The following is a 13,738-nucleotide window of genomic DNA, read 5'->3' as shown; positions in this document are numbered from 1 at the left end:
GATGGGAATGACCTCAGGCTACGGTCGTGGGCGGTCGCGCCGCCAACGATGATTATTTCGGAACAGTTGAATTCAACTCATCAATCCGCCAGCTGATCGTTGAACCACTCCAGCATTTGCGCCACCGCCGGGCGCTCCAGCCGCACCCGCTCGCAGACCAGCGCGTATTGGCCCAGCGCGGTCATGCTGGAGGTGAACGGCCGCACCAGACGCCCGTTCTGCAAATCCTCCTGCGCCGTGAGGTTGTCGCCCATCGCCACGCCCTGCCCTTGTGCCGCCGCTTCCAGCGCGAGGCCGGCATGGGCGAAATACAACTGGCGTTCCGGGCGCAGGTCGCCGGCATGGCTGGTCAGCCACGCGGTCCAGGTCTTGCCATCCTGATCGTCGTGCAGCAGGCAATGGCGGGCCAGGTCCTTCGGGGTTTTCAGAGTGCCCTGGTTGAACAGGCCGGGGCTGCATACCGGGAAGAACTGCAACGCCGGCAACGGGCGAACGAAATATGCGCTGCTGTCCACCGGGCCGGTGCCGTAGGTAATCGCCAGATCGATGTCTTCGCCGGGTGCGGTGGCGTCGATCGGTTGTTCGTAGAGGTGCAAGGTGATGTGCGGATAACGCGCGTAGAAATCGGTGAGACGGTTCATCAGCCACTTCTGCGCCAGTTCCGCCGTGACCGCCAGCCGCAAAACCGCGAGCGAGGACGGATCACGCAATTCATCGCAGGCATCGCCGATCAGTTCGAAGGCCTGTTGCAGGCTATGCATCAAGCGCCCGGCGGCGATGGTCGGGCGAATCTGCCGGCCCTCGCGGATGAACAGCGACACGCCCAGTTGCTCTTCGAGCTGGCGGATCTGGTGGCTGACGGCGCTGTCGGTGACGCACAGCTCGGCGGCGGCCCGGCCGAAATGCGCATGGCGGGCAGCGCATTCGAAGGTTCGCAGGGCGGCCAGGGAAGGTAGTCGGCGCATGGGTTTGGGTCCCGATTTTTTGCGTCCATGCTGACCGGGCTTTGTGCGAGCGTCCAGTTGCACCGCGTTATCGTTCGCCGCCCAGTGGCATGAACGGCTGGGACCGAGCCGGTAACCGCCTTCACAGTCTTTGACAGTTTCCCGACAAAGCTGCCAAAGATTGCCGGCCAATGCCCGCCTAGCATGGCGCATCCACATTTCGCTCGGGTGCCCCATGCCGGTTTCGTTACGCACATTTTCGCTGTCCCTGACCTCCCTCTGCCTGCTGCTGCCGGGCGATTCGCTGCGCGCCGAAGACTGGCACACCACCCTGCGCGCCGGTGCGGCCAGTGCGCCGCGTTACAGCGGCAGTGATGAGCGGGTGGTGGCGCCATTGGTGGGCGTGGAAATCGTCAGCCCTTACGGCGTGTTTCTCGACAGCAGCCGGGGCCTGGGCTGGGGCTTCGACGAAGAGGACTTCGGCCTCAGCGTCTATATCGGTGCCAGCGACGTGCGCAAGGATCGCAAGACCGGATTCAAAGGCTCGGACGAGCTCAACGGCATGGGTTCGATCAAGTCGCGCCCGGTAATCGGGCTCGACGGCACGTATCACATGGGCCCGCTCATTCTCGGCGCGAGCTTCGAGCATGCGCTGGAAAAGGACGACGATGACCACGACACCGGCTCGTCGTGGAACCGCCTCAAGCTGAGCATCAGCGCGCCGTTCTACGAAGGGCGTTTCGGCAAGATTACCGGCGGCCTCAACAGCCAGTTCGGCGACAGCAATTACATGCGCACCTGGTACGGCGTCAGCGATGCCCAGGCCTCGCGCAGCCAGTTTCGCGCGTACACGGCCCGGGCCGGGTTGGTCAGTCGTGGTGCGGATCTGACCTGGTCGTTGCCGCTGGATGAACAATGGAGCGTGTCGACCGTTCTGGCGGTGCAGTACCTGAGCCACGAAGCGGCCGACAGCCCGATAGTCGAGCGCCGGTTGCAGACCTCACTCGCCGGGCAAGTGGTCTACACCTTTTGATCGCACTCAGAACAGCTCGCTGAACGGGATAAAACGCAGCGGATCGCCCCTCTGCAAGGTGCTGTTCTCGGGGATTTCCACCAGCCCGTCGGCCCAGGTCGCGCCGAGCAGAACCCCGGAACTCTGGTTCGGATACAGCGCCGCCTGCCCGCCCTCCAGACGCACCCGCAGGTATTCGCGACGGCTGCCGGGTTTCGGCCAGTCGAAGCCGGCGTTGACCGTGAAGCTCAGCGGCATCACCTCTTCCACGCCTTGGATGCGCAGCAGGTACGGGCGCGCCAGCAGGCCGAAGGTCACCAGTGCCGAGGTCGGATTACCCGGCAGACCGATCACCGGCACCGTGCCGAAATGGCCAACGGTCAGCGGCTTGCCGGGTTTGATCGCGAGTTTCCACAGCAGCGGTTTGCCGTTGTCGCGCAGCACCTGGCCGAGGCAATCGGCGTCACCGGCAGACACGCCGCCGGTGGTCAGAATCAAGTCGGCCGCGACCTGCAGTTGCTCAAGTTTGAGCCGGGTCTGCGCCGGGCGATCGGGCAGAATCCCGGCGTCGATCACTTCGCAACCCAGCTCGCGCAACCAGTGGTCGAGCAAAGTGCGGTTGCTGTTGTAGATGCTGCCGGGACGCAGCGGTTGGCCCGGTTCCACCAGCTCATCACCGGTCGACAGCAATGCCACGCGCGGACGACGCACCACCGGAAAATGGGTCATGCCCTGCCCCGCAGCGACCGCCATCTCGAACGGGCCGAGGCGTTTGCCGGCGCGCAGCAAGGTGTCGCCGACGCGGTTCTCCTGGCCCTGGGCGCGGATGTTCTGGCCGACTTTCAGCGGTTGCAGGAAACGGACGCGGCCGTCTTCGAGCACCTCGACGTTTTCCTGCATCTCCACGCAATTGGCGCCATTGGGCAACGGCGCCCCGGTGAAAATCCGCGCGCAAGTGCCGGGCAGCAAGGCGTCCGGCGCCAACCCGGCGTAGACCCGTTGCGACACGCCCAACGGTTGGCGATGCAGGTCGGCAAGGTTCAAGGCGTAACCGTCCATGGCGCTGTTCGGCCACGGCGGCAGATCGAGGGTGGCGACCAGATCGCTGGCCAGCACTCGCCCCCGCGCTTCATTGAGTGGCACCGATTCACTGTCCGGCAGACGTTGTTCATCGGCCATCGCCAACAGTTGGTCGAGGGCGTCCTCGACCGGCATCAATGCAGGCTCGGTCATCCGCGTGGCCCGCAGGCTTGCACCGGTTTGAGGTGCGGAACGAAGTTGCACGGGCGATGGCGGTTATCCAGTTGTTCGGCGAGGATGCCTTCCCACGCGGTGCGGCAGGCGCCGGTGGAACCCGGCAGGCAGCACACCAGCGTGCCGTTGGACAGGCCGGCCAGCGCACGGCTTTGTACGGTCGAGGTGCCGATGTCGAGAATCGAGATGGCGCGAAACAGCTCGCCGAAACCGTCGATCTGCTTGTCCAGCAGGCAGGCCACAGCTTCCGGAGTGCTGTCACGCCCGGTGAAACCGGTGCCGCCGGTGATCAGCACCACTTGAATGTTGTCGTCGGCGATCCAGTGCGCAACCTGGGCGCGGATCTTGTACAGATCGTCCTTGAGCAGGTTGCGTTCACTCAAGGTGTGGCCGGCCTCCAGCAGACGGCTGACCAGCAACTGGCCGGAGGTGTCGCTGGCGTAATCGCGGGTATCGCTGACCGTCAGCACGGCAATATTCAGGGGAACGAACAAGGCATCCGATTTAACACTCATGGCACTCTCCGGCCGTCGTCAATTCAATGGATGACGAGCCTAAGTGCCGCTTGCGAGGACTGTCTAATCACTCTGGCCAACCACACTATCGACCTGCTCTATCGGTGATTTTTTTCAACCCCTCGACCGCTGTCCGGGCCAATGAAACCGGGCGTCATCGAAACCCTCGATAGGCTCTTAAACACTGCCGATTGGACGAAAAAAGCCCTCAATGGGATCGTCGCTGCCTGCGCTTTCCGTGCGCCGTACGCATCTGCGTCAATACTCAATCAAAATTCCTTATCGAGCAGGTGCCGTCGTGGACATCAAACAACTCAAGTTCCTGATCGCGCTGGACGAAACCCGCCACTTCGGCCAGGCCGCCGCACGCTGCCACATCACCCAGCCGACCCTGTCGATGCGCCTGCGCAATCTGGAAGACGAGCTGGATCTGGTGCTGGTCAATCGCGGCCAGCGCTTCGAAGGTTTCACCCAGGCCGGCGAACGCGTACTGGCCTGGGCCCGGACCCTGCTGGCGGCCCACGACGGATTGTTTGCCGAAGCTGCGGCTTGCCGGGGACAACTGGTCGGTAGCCTGCGCCTGGGGCTGGTGCCGCTGAGCAACTTCAATCCGGTGAATTACATTCAGGGATTGTCGGGGATTTATCCGGAGCTGAAATACAGCCTGTCGTCGCTGAGTTCGGACGAGATCATCGAAGGCCTGGGCAACAATCAGCTGGATCTGGGCGTGTGTTATCTGGACCACGTCAACCCGAACTATTTCGAGTTCTTCGAGATTGGCGAAACCCGCGTCGGCCTGCTCTACGACACCCGTCACTTCCATTTCGAAGGCCCGGAAATGAGCTGGGAAGACGCCGCCGAACTGCCGCTGGGAATGATCACCACCGGCATGCACTACCGAAAATCCATCGACCTGAGTTTCCGCAGTCGCGGGTTGAATCCACAGCCGATCATGGAAAGCGACTCGACCTATCAACTGCTCCAGGCGATTCACCAAGGCTTCTGCTGCTCGATCATGCCGCTGGACAGCGGGCTGGAGGAGCCGATCGAACACCTGGCTTTCATCAATCTGCCGGATGCCAGCGTGCTCGCGCCGCTGGGGCTGGTGATGCGCAAGACCGAACCGCGTTCGGCGATTGCCGAGAAGTGTTTTGCCGAGGCGCGCAAGATGTTCGGGATCGAGGCGCCTGCCGTTTAACCCTCCCCAAGTAGCCTGAAACGCTGCACTTGGGTGCAGCGTCTTCAGGTTCGTCTGCGGTGATCGACCAATCCAATCACTGCATCGGAACAAGCGATTGGACGCACTTTTCCCTGCCCCGTAGCCTGAACTCACTTCAGCGCTTCGGGGACTTTCAAGATGCTGTGCCAAGTTGAACAACTCATTGAACCGGGCGACGCCAACGCCCCCGCGCCACAACCGGCGCAAGTGGCCTACCGCGAATACCTCGACGACGCGCCGGTGTCCCACGCGGCGTTGGCAGCCGAAATCGCTTTGGCCATCAGCTACAACGGCCTGAATCAAGCCGTGATGATGGTCTCGCCAGGCAATATCGAGGATTTCATTCGCGGCTTCAGCCTGAGCAACGCCATCGTCGACCGCCTCGACGATATCCACGACATCCGCCTGACCCATTTCGACCAGGCCTGCCAGGCCGACGTGCAGATTTCCAGCCGTGCGTTCTGGGCCCTGAAGGATCATCGCCGGCAGATGGCAGGCACCAGCGGTTGCGGCCTCTGCGGTGTGGAAGCCCTTGAGCAGGCGCTGCCGCAACTGGAAATTCTGACCCCGACACCGCTGCCACCGGCCGCGCATTTCGACGGCATCCGCCAACGCATCGAACAGGCCCAGCAACTGGCCCGCAGCAGCGGTGCCCTGCACGCGGCGTTGTACTTCGACGCCGACGGCGAAGCGCTGCTGTGCCGTGAAGACATCGGCCGCCACAACGCCCTCGACAAGCTGATCGGCGCCCTGCAGTTCGAAGGCCTCGATGCGCGTCAGGGCTTCGTCGTGGTCACCAGCCGTTGCAGCCTCGAACTGATCCACAAAGCCGTGCGCGCCCGCCTCGGCACCCTCGTCAGCCTGTCCGCCCCCACCGCGCTGACCGTGCGCTGGGCGCTCAAGCACCGCTTGAACCTGATCCACGTCCCGCACCGCAACGCCCCCCGAATCTATAGCCCGATCCAGGAGCCCACCGCATGAGCAACACCCTCACCCACCTCGACGATCAGGGCCGCGCCAACATGGTCGACGTCAGCGACAAAGCCGCGACCCGCCGCGAAGCCACTGCGCAAGCCTGGGTGCAGATGCGCCCGGAAACCCTGCAAATGATCCAGTCCAACGGCCACCCCAAGGGCGATGTGTTCTCCGTGGCGCGGATCGCCGGGATTCAGGCGGCCAAGCGCACCCACGAGTTGATTCCGCTGTGTCATGCGCTGCTGCTCAGTTCGATCCACGTCGAGCTCAAGGCCTGCGAACCGGACCGCGTGCAGATCACCAGCACCTGCCGCCTCACCGGCCAGACCGGTGTCGAACTCGAAGCCCTGACCGCCGCCAGCGTCGCCGCTTTGACGATCTATGACATGTGCAAAGCGGTGGACCGGGCGATGGTCATCGGCGACATCCGCCTGCTCAGTAAACAGGGCGGCCGCTCGGGCCACTTTCAATGGGAGAACCCGCAATGATTCTGATCAACTACTTCGCCAGCTACCGTGACCGGCTCAATCTGGGGGGTGAAAAGATCCCGGCCAGCGACACCCTCGCTTGTGTCGAGGACGTGCGGCAGATGCTGATGCAGCGCGGCGATGTCTGGCGTGAAGTGCTCGGCGCCGGCAACCTGATGTGCGCGGTGAATCAGGAGCTGTGTCAGCCGGATCAGGCGATCGAGGATTTCGACGAGATCGCGTTTTTCCCGCCGGTTACGGGAGGTTGAGGCATGGGTGTTCGAGTCCAGCGTAAAGGCTTCGATGCCGGTCAGTTGATTGCCCACCTGCATGCGCGCAATCCACGGGTGGGCGCGGTGGTGAATTTCATTGGTTATGTGCGGGATTTGAATGTCGGGCAGTCGGTGAACGAGCTGTTTCTGGAGCACTATCCGGGCATGACCGAGAAGGCTCTGGAGCAGATTGCCGAGCAGGCTCGCGAGCGTTGGCCGCTGATGGCGGTGGAGATTGTGCATCGGGTCGGTGCGCTGTCGGTGAGCGAGCCGATCGTGTTTGTTGGCGTGAGCAGCAAGCATCGGCATGCGGCGTTTGAGGCTTGTGCGTTCATCATGGATGTGCTGAAAACACGTGCGCCGTTCTGGAAGCGTGAGACTACGCCTGAGGGTTCGCATTGGGTCGAGGCGCGGGAGAGTGATCAGAATGCGGCGTTTCGCTGGAGTCTGGCGCATGCCTGAAGACCGAAGGCCCTCACCCTAGCCCTCTCCCGGAGGGAGAGGGAACCGATTGGGGGATATTTCAGAAATACGCCGACCTGAACGTACAGCGCTGAATCCGGATGCCGGTTTGAATGCGTAGCACTGAATCCTAGCCTGAACTCATAAGGTTGAATCCGAATGCCTGAAGGCGGTGTGCCAAATCCATAATCGACTCGATTCTTCAGGTCGATGTATGACGCAAGACACCTCGGTCGGCCCCCTCTCCCTACGGGCGGTCCGACGTTTCGGGAGGGCTGGGGTGAGGGCAAGGCAGACGCCACAAATTCACAAAAGCCTGATTAGATAGCATCTCCGACAAAACCAACCCTGGAGCCTCGTTTGAGCACTACGCCCAACGACTTGCCCAAACCAGATCCCATCCCCCTGCGCCAGGCCTGGCCCTTCTGGCTCAAACTCGGCTGCATCGGCTTCGGCGGCCCCGCCGGACAGATCGCGATCATGCACCAGGAACTGGTGGAGCGCCGGCGCTGGATCTCCGAGCGGCGCTTCCTGCATGCGCTCAACTACTGCATGTTGCTCCCCGGCCCCGAGGCCCAGCAGCTGGCGACCTACATCGGCTGGCTGCTGCATCGCACCCGTGGCGGCGTGCTGGCCGGGGCGCTGTTTGTATTGCCTTCGCTGCTGATCCTGATCGCTTTGTCCTGGGTGTACATCGCGTTCGGCGACGTGCCGGCGGTAGCCGGGGTGTTTTACGGGATCAAACCGGCGGTGACCGCGATTGTGCTGCACGCGGCCCATCGCATCGGTTCGCGAGCCTTGAAAAACAACTGGCTGTGGGCAATTGCCGGGGCCGCGTTCGTGGCGATTTTTGCCTTCAACGTGCCGTTCCCGCTGATCGTGCTCGGCGCGGCATTGATCGGCTATTTCGGCGGACGCTGGGCGCCGCATCGGTTTAGCAACGGCGGTCATCGCGGCAGCGAAAAGTCCTTCGGCCCGGCGCTGATCGATGACGACACACCGCCGCCCGAACATGCACGGTTCAGCCTGCCGAGGCTGCTGCGTCTGCTGCTGATCGGCGCGTTGCTGTGGAGTCTGCCGATGGCGCTGCTGACGGCGCTGTTCGGCTGGGACGGCACCTTCACGCAGATGGGCTGGTTCTTCACCAAAGCGGCGCTGCTCACCTTCGGCGGCGCTTACGCTGTGCTGCCTTACGTGTATCAAGGCGCGGTCGGACATTACGGCTGGCTGGCGCCGACGCAGATGATCGACGGCCTGGCCCTGGGCGAAACCACGCCGGGGCCGTTGATCATGGTGGTGGCGTTTGTCGGGTTTGTCGGCGCTTACGTGCAACCGACGTTCGGCCCGGAACATGCGTTTGCCGCTGGCGCGCTGGCCGCAACGCTGGTGACCTGGTTCACCTTTCTGCCCTCGTTCCTGTTCATCCTCGCCGGCGGGCCGTTGGTGGAGTCGACGCACAACGAACTGAAATTCACTGCGCCACTGACCGCGATCACCGCAGCGGTGGTCGGGGTGATCCTCAATCTGGCGTGTTTCTTTGCTTACCACGTGTTCTGGCCCAACGGTTTTGCCGGTCAGCCCGATGTTTTCTCGATCCTGCTGGCGTTGGTGGCCGCCCTCGCCCTGTTCTTTTTCAAGCGCGGCGTGATCGAGGTGTTGATCGTTTGCGCCCTCGTCGGGCTGGGGTTTTACCTGCTGCGTTGAACCGGGGGGCACGCCACCGCTCGCGGAATCAGGCGTTTACTTATCCGGGGATTCCCCCTTACTATCCAGCCACACCGGCATGGCGGGACTCTCCCGCCGCCGACGTTTTCCGCCAACGGAAACACGCGTCATGAGCACGTCACTACAACAATCAGAATCGTTGAACGTCTCTGCACCGTGCGCCCTCCTTCACAGGGGCCGCGCATGAATCGCATCGTCAATCTCCCCATGGCCCTGAGCCGCTCCAAGCTGCGTCACTCCGCACGCCCGCCGGATATCTGCCTGCCCGTCTGATCGCGCCGGTAAAAATCGCGACAGCTCCCCCCTCTTTTTTCGATATCCCTGCCAGGACGCCCGCGCCTTTTGCCGAGCTGCGTCCGGCCCGAATCTGCGCGCCTGTGCGGCGCCATCGTGAGTGATTGATTATGAAATTCGCAGCCATTGAAGACGCCCGTACCTTTCTTGAGCAGAACCCCGACATCGACATGATCGAGCTGTTCATCCTCGACGCCAACGGCGTGCCGCGCGGCAAGCTGTTGCACCGCGAAGAACTGCTCGCCGTGTACGAAAGCGGACGCCCGCTGCCGAGCACCATCCTCGGCCTGACCGTGCATGGCGAGGACGTGGAGAACTCCGGTCTGGTCTGGGACGTCGGCGATATCGACTGCCGCGCCTATCCGCTGGAAGGCAGTCTGGTGCGCCTGCCGTGGCGGCAGATTCCGACCGCAGCGGTGCAGGTCAGCATGCACCCGGAACAAGGCATGCCGGCGAGCATCGCCGATCCGCGTCATCTGTTGATCAAGGTGATCGACCGCTTGAAAACCGAGGGTTACCACCCGGTGATGGCCTGCGAACTGGAGTTCTATCTGCTCGATGCCAAACGCGATCACAACGGTCGCCCGCAACCGGCGCTGGATGCCGACGGTGGTCGACCGAGGCACACGCAGGTCTACGGTTTGCGTGAGCTGGAGCAGATCGAACCGTTCCTCGCCGATCTTTATAGCGCCTGCAAACTGCACGGCATTCCGGCACGCACGGCGATCTCGGAATACGCGCCGGGCCAGGTGGAAATCACCCTCGAACACGGCGATGCGCTGGAGGCGATGGACCAGGCCGTGCGCTACAAACGGCTGGTCAAAGCCGTAGCGCACAAGCACGGCATGCAGGCGACCTTCATGGCCAAGCCGTTCGATCATCTGGCCGGCACCGGCATGCACATGCACGTCAGCCTCGCCGATGCCGAGGGACGCAATCTGTTTGCCTCCGAAGATCCGGCCGGTACCCCGCTGCTGCGCACGGCGATTGGCGGGATGCTCGCCTCGTTGCTCGATTCGCTGCTGCTGTTCTGCCCCAACGCCAACTCCTACCGTCGTTTCCAGGCCAACAGCTACGCGCCGCTGGCGCCGACCTGGGGCGTTGACAACCGCACCGTCAGCCTGCGCGTGCCGGGCGGCCCGGCCAACACCCGGCACATCGAACACCGCATCTGCGGCGCCGATGCCAACCCGTATCTGGCAGCGGCGGCGATCCTTGCCGGTATTCATCGCGGGATAAAAGAAGAGATTGATCCGGGCGAGCCGGTGGAAGGCAACGGTTATGCGCAGGCGAAAGAATTGCTGCCGACTGACTGGCTGACTTCGCTGACCGCGTTGGAAAACTCGGTGTGGGCGCGGGATGCGCTGGGGCAGGAATTTCTCGGGGTGTATCTGGCGGTGAAACGTGCGGAATACCGGCAGTTCATGGCCGAAGTGGGTGAGCAGGACTGGCGCTGGTACCTCACAGAAGCCTGATTAATCACTCCGCCCCCTTGTGGGAGCGAGCTTGCCCGCGAAGGCGTCGTCACATTCAACACTTCAGGTGAGTGACCCATCGCTTTCGCGAGCAAGCCCGCTCCCACAGGGTTCGTGCACCGACTCCCGAATCTGGACACTGAAATGACTGAACGCAGCAATTCCTACTACACCGCAACCCTCAACCGCGACACCGATTACCCGACCCTGCAAGGCCGGCACAAGGTCGATGTGGTGATCATCGGCGGCGGTTTCACCGGCGTCGCCACCGCCGTGGAACTGGCCGAAAAAGGCCTGAAAGTCGCCATCGTCGAAAGCCACAAGATCGGCTGGGGCGCCACCGGGCGCAATGGCGGTCAGGTCACCGGCAGCCTGTCCGGCGACGGCGCGATGCGCAAACAGATGCGCAATACATTGGGCGATGAGGTCGATGATTTCATCTGGCACCTGCGCTGGCGCGGCCACGAAATCATCAAGCAGCGGGTCGAGAAATACGCGATCGACTGCGACCTCAAGCACGGCCACTTGCACGCCGCGTACAAACCGAGCCACATGGCCGGGTTGCGCAGCGACTACGACGAAGCCGTGCGTCGCGGCATGGGTGATGAGGTCAGCCTGCTCGACCGCAGCCAGGTGCGCGACCTGCTGCAAAGCGAGCTGTATCACGGCGCAGTCAAGAACACCCGCAACATGCATTTGCACCCACTCAACCTGTGCATCGGCGAAGCGCGGGCGGCGGAAAGCCTCGGCGCGCTGATCTTCGAAAACAGCGAAGTGCTGGAGATCATTCATGGCGACAACCCGGGCGTGCGCACCGCCCACGGCCGGGTCGACGCCAATCAGGTGCTGCTGGCTGGCGACGTCTACCACAAGCTCGAACCGGGCCAGCTCAAGGGCAAGATCTTCCCGGCCATGGGTGGCATCGTCACCACCGAACCATTGGGCGATCTGGCAAAGCAGATCAACCCTGAGGACCTCGCCGTTTACGACTGCCGCTTCGTCCTCGATTACTACCGCCTCACCGCCGACGGCCGCCTGCTGTTCGGCGGCGGCGCCAACTACAGCGGCAAGGATTCACGGGACATCGCCGGCGAATTGCGCCCGTGCATCGAACAGACTTTCCCGGCGCTCAAAGGGGTGAAGATCGATTACCAGTGGAGCTGCGCGATGGGCATCGTCATCAACCGCATCCCGCAACTGGGCAAGCTCTCGGACAACGTCTGGTATTGCCAGGGCTACTCGGGCCACGGCATCGCCACGACCCACATCATGGGTGAAATCATGAGCCGGGCGATCACCGGGCAGATGCAGCAGTTCGACACGTTTGCCGCGTGCTCGCACATTCGCGTGCCGATGGGCGATCTGCTGGGGAATCCGATGCTGGCGGCGGGCATGTGGTACTACCAGATGCTCGAAAAACTGCGCTGATCGAACAGGCCCCATCTCCAGTGATGGGGCCCTTTTTTTGCCGCAAAACCTCAGTCAGGCAACTGCTCCACCTCAATCCCCAACCGCCGATAATCCTCGACACTCCCCGACGCCACATGCCGCTCGGTGATCAGCGTGTGCAAGCGCTCGCACGGCGCCACCACAAAAGGTTCCACCGCGCCGAGCTTGTCCGCCGTGGTCACGGCAATCACCCGCGCCGCACAGTCGAGCAGCGCCTGTTTGACCGGCACCTCATCGAAATGCAGCGAGGTGATGCCCACCTCCGGATGAATCGCGCAGACCCCGGTGATCGCCAGATCAGCCTTGATCCCCGACAGCAGCCGCAGCGCCTCATGACCACCCGAGGACATGGTTTTCGGATTCAACTGCCCGCCCGCCAGAATCACCTTGATGCCCGGATATTCGGACAACGCAATTGCCGTCATCGGTGACGCCGTGACCGCCGTGAGGCTGATATCCCTGGGCAACGAGCGCGCCACCTGTAACGAAGTGGAACCGGAATCGAACATCACCGTCTGCCCGTTCCGCACCTGCTGCGCTGCCAATTGCGCCAGACGAATCTTCACTTCGTCGATCTCGTCCAGCCGGGTGAAGTAATCTTTGCCGGTGTCCTTGGGCCTCGGCAGTGCGCCGCCGTGCACCCGCTGCACCAGCCCGGCGTTGTCCAGCTCGGCGAGATCCCGGCGGATGGTGTCTTCGGACACCGCAAAATGCTGGCTCAACTCGGACGCCATGACCTTGCCGTCACGTTCGAGGATCAGAAGGATTTTCTGCCGGCGCAGGGAAGGAAGCTCGGAAGCGGAATGATCGTGCATGGTTTTGCCTGTTTGTGCTTTTAATTGCAGGTTTGCCCGAGCTTAGCCAAGCAAACCTGCAAACACAACGCCGGTATCAATGGCTTCGATCATTGGAATCACGAAGCCGAATTTTTTCTTTTGACCCGCCCCCGGCAGAATGGCCCCACTTTCAAAAGGACCAGGATGAACACCCCATGAACCTCAATTTCGCTTTCGCCTGCATGGTCGTCGTATCGTTTGCCATTGCGCTCGGGCATGCCTGATCGAAGGCCGTTGCTGAAAAACGCACCTTTATTCCGTCACCACCCGCGCCTTGCGCACGAACAGCGCATGCACCTTGTCCCAGAAATTGCCGCCCAGCACGAAAAAGCTGCCGATGAACATCAAGTCGCCCAGCGCCTGCATCTGCCAGAGGTTGGGCCGTACGCCCGGGAAGAAGTTGTCGAAATACGGCTCCAGGAAGGACGACAGCAGCGGCAGGCAGAACATCACCACGCCGATCTTGTGGCGCATCGGGCTGACTTCGGCCACCGGGGTCGGAATCACGCCGGAAATATAGTGGCCGATCGTGCGTTTGAGTTCGGCGAACCCGGCCTTGCCCATCACCGCGATCACCAGCAGCAACAGCACTTTATTGCTGATGAACAACACCCCGGTCAGCGCCGCGACTTTCGAGCCCGGCACGTCGAGGGCGGCGGCAATCGGCACCATCAGCCACGAACCGAGCATCAGGCAGATGATTGCCACGCCGACCTTGAAACGCCAGCTGGCGCTGGTGGGGGCAAGTGGTTCTTGAGCAGTGTCCATGGCTTCCTACCTTTTCGTCGGGGCGGTTCAGGGGAGTTCGCCTGAAAAAGCGTAGCAGCTGATTGCTTCGA

Annotated in this window: 14 protein-coding genes; 9 read left to right on the top strand and 5 right to left on the bottom strand. The window is 62.5% G+C overall.

Features of this window, described 5'->3' with window-relative positions; all coding sequences use genetic code 11:
• Positions 1 to 80: 80 nt before the first annotated feature.
• Positions 81 to 965 (bottom strand): LysR substrate-binding domain-containing protein, encoded by an 885-nt coding sequence (locus M5G18_RS05440; RefSeq protein ID WP_273897200.1) that lies wholly within the window; start codon positions 963 to 965, stop codon positions 81 to 83.
• A 214-nt stretch (positions 966 to 1,179) separates the two neighbouring features.
• Between M5G18_RS05440 and M5G18_RS05435 the strand changes: the two genes are divergently transcribed.
• Positions 1,180 to 1,977 (top strand): MipA/OmpV family protein, encoded by a 798-nt coding sequence (locus M5G18_RS05435; protein WP_273897199.1) that lies wholly within the window; start codon positions 1,180 to 1,182, stop codon positions 1,975 to 1,977.
• A gap of 6 nt (positions 1,978 to 1,983) precedes the next feature.
• Here the strand turns inward: M5G18_RS05435 and M5G18_RS05430 are convergent, their stop codons facing one another.
• The gene (locus M5G18_RS05430; protein ID WP_273897198.1) at positions 1,984 to 3,189 is read right to left on the bottom strand and encodes a molybdopterin molybdotransferase MoeA; all 1,206 of its coding nucleotides are present in this window, start codon (positions 3,187 to 3,189) and stop codon (positions 1,984 to 1,986) included.
• Positions 3,186 to 3,725 (bottom strand): molybdenum cofactor biosynthesis protein B, encoded by a 540-nt coding sequence (gene moaB / locus M5G18_RS05425; RefSeq protein ID WP_127797663.1) that lies wholly within the window; start codon positions 3,723 to 3,725, stop codon positions 3,186 to 3,188. The genes M5G18_RS05430 and moaB overlap by 4 nt, the downstream gene beginning before the upstream one ends.
• Before the next feature lie 298 nt (positions 3,726 to 4,023).
• Here moaB and M5G18_RS05420 point away from each other — a divergent pair, with 298 nt between their 5' ends.
• From M5G18_RS05420 to M5G18_RS05385, 8 genes are all read left to right on the top strand, one after another.
• Positions 4,024 to 4,923 carry a LysR family transcriptional regulator gene (locus M5G18_RS05420; RefSeq protein WP_273897197.1) on the top strand — a complete coding sequence of 300 codons (900 nt, stop codon included), beginning with the start codon at positions 4,024 to 4,026 and terminating at the stop codon, positions 4,921 to 4,923.
• Between the two features lie 159 nt (positions 4,924 to 5,082).
• Positions 5,083 to 5,925, top strand: a complete 843-nt coding sequence (gene fdhD, locus M5G18_RS05415) for a formate dehydrogenase accessory sulfurtransferase FdhD (RefSeq protein ID WP_102687386.1) — start codon at positions 5,083 to 5,085, stop codon at positions 5,923 to 5,925.
• The gene (gene moaC, locus M5G18_RS05410; protein WP_273897196.1) at positions 5,922 to 6,407 is read left to right on the top strand and encodes a cyclic pyranopterin monophosphate synthase MoaC; all 486 of its coding nucleotides are present in this window, start codon (positions 5,922 to 5,924) and stop codon (positions 6,405 to 6,407) included. Before fdhD ends, moaC begins: the two co-directional genes overlap by 4 nt.
• Entirely contained in the window at positions 6,404 to 6,655 is a 252-nt protein-coding gene (locus tag M5G18_RS05405; protein WP_007957033.1) for a MoaD/ThiS family protein, read from the top strand. The genes moaC and M5G18_RS05405 overlap by 4 nt, the downstream gene beginning before the upstream one ends.
• Positions 6,656 to 6,658: 3 nt before the next feature.
• Positions 6,659 to 7,120, top strand: a complete 462-nt coding sequence (gene moaE, locus M5G18_RS05400) for a molybdopterin synthase catalytic subunit MoaE (RefSeq protein WP_273897195.1) — start codon at positions 6,659 to 6,661, stop codon at positions 7,118 to 7,120.
• A 360-nt stretch (positions 7,121 to 7,480) separates the two neighbouring features.
• On the top strand, positions 7,481 to 8,824 hold the full coding sequence (gene chrA / locus M5G18_RS05395) for a chromate efflux transporter (protein WP_273897194.1): 1,344 nt from the start codon (positions 7,481 to 7,483) through the stop codon (positions 8,822 to 8,824).
• 425 nt (positions 8,825 to 9,249) lie between these two features.
• Complete coding sequence (locus M5G18_RS05390) at positions 9,250 to 10,614, top strand: glutamine synthetase family protein (protein WP_273897193.1); 1,365 nt, start codon at positions 9,250 to 9,252, stop codon at positions 10,612 to 10,614.
• A gap of 144 nt (positions 10,615 to 10,758) precedes the next feature.
• Positions 10,759 to 12,042: an NAD(P)/FAD-dependent oxidoreductase gene (locus M5G18_RS05385; protein WP_273897192.1), complete on the top strand. Its 1,284-nt coding sequence runs from the start codon at positions 10,759 to 10,761 to the stop codon at positions 12,040 to 12,042.
• Between the two features lie 50 nt (positions 12,043 to 12,092).
• Here M5G18_RS05385 and M5G18_RS05380 read toward each other — a convergent pair whose 3' ends face one another.
• Together M5G18_RS05380 and M5G18_RS05375 are read right to left on the bottom strand one after the other, a co-directional pair.
• Entirely contained in the window at positions 12,093 to 12,878 is a 786-nt protein-coding gene (locus tag M5G18_RS05380; protein WP_273897191.1) for a DeoR/GlpR family DNA-binding transcription regulator, read from the bottom strand.
• Between the two features lie 273 nt (positions 12,879 to 13,151).
• Complete coding sequence (locus M5G18_RS05375) at positions 13,152 to 13,667, bottom strand: transporter suffix domain-containing protein (protein ID WP_273897190.1); 516 nt, start codon at positions 13,665 to 13,667, stop codon at positions 13,152 to 13,154.
• Positions 13,668 to 13,738 lie beyond the last annotated feature (71 nt).

Origin of the sequence: Pseudomonas aphyarum, assembly GCF_028657055.1 — a bacterium.
Classification (GTDB): Bacteria; Pseudomonadota; Gammaproteobacteria; order Pseudomonadales; family Pseudomonadaceae; genus Aquipseudomonas; species Aquipseudomonas aphyarum.
The sequence above is the reverse complement of the archived record's forward strand: the minus strand, read 5'-3'. Positions and strand labels throughout refer to the sequence as shown.

What these genes read in the sequence shown, in the direction of transcription:
- M5G18_RS05390 (WP_273897193.1), top strand. Translation starts at nt 9,250, where the DNA reads ATGAAATTCGCAGCCATTGAAGACGCCCGTACCTTTCTTGAGCAGAAC.
- M5G18_RS05385 (WP_273897192.1), top strand. Translation starts at nt 10,759, where the DNA reads ATGACTGAACGCAGCAATTCCTACTACACCGCAACCCTCAACCGCGAC.
- moaE (WP_273897195.1), top strand. Translation starts at nt 6,659, where the DNA reads ATGGGTGTTCGAGTCCAGCGTAAAGGCTTCGATGCCGGTCAGTTGATT.
- fdhD (WP_102687386.1), top strand. Translation starts at nt 5,083, where the DNA reads ATGCTGTGCCAAGTTGAACAACTCATTGAACCGGGCGACGCCAACGCC.
- M5G18_RS05375 (WP_273897190.1), bottom strand. Translation starts at nt 13,667, where the DNA reads ATGGACACTGCTCAAGAACCACTTGCCCCCACCAGCGCCAGCTGGCGT.
- M5G18_RS05440 (WP_273897200.1), bottom strand. Translation starts at nt 965, where the DNA reads ATGCGCCGACTACCTTCCCTGGCCGCCCTGCGAACCTTCGAATGCGCT.
- M5G18_RS05435 (WP_273897199.1), top strand. Translation starts at nt 1,180, where the DNA reads ATGCCGGTTTCGTTACGCACATTTTCGCTGTCCCTGACCTCCCTCTGC.
- M5G18_RS05380 (WP_273897191.1), bottom strand. Translation starts at nt 12,878, where the DNA reads ATGCACGATCATTCCGCTTCCGAGCTTCCTTCCCTGCGCCGGCAGAAA.
- M5G18_RS05405 (WP_007957033.1), top strand. Translation starts at nt 6,404, where the DNA reads ATGATTCTGATCAACTACTTCGCCAGCTACCGTGACCGGCTCAATCTG.
- moaB (WP_127797663.1), bottom strand. Translation starts at nt 3,725, where the DNA reads ATGAGTGTTAAATCGGATGCCTTGTTCGTTCCCCTGAATATTGCCGTG.
- M5G18_RS05430 (WP_273897198.1), bottom strand. Translation starts at nt 3,189, where the DNA reads ATGACCGAGCCTGCATTGATGCCGGTCGAGGACGCCCTCGACCAACTG.
- moaC (WP_273897196.1), top strand. Translation starts at nt 5,922, where the DNA reads ATGAGCAACACCCTCACCCACCTCGACGATCAGGGCCGCGCCAACATG.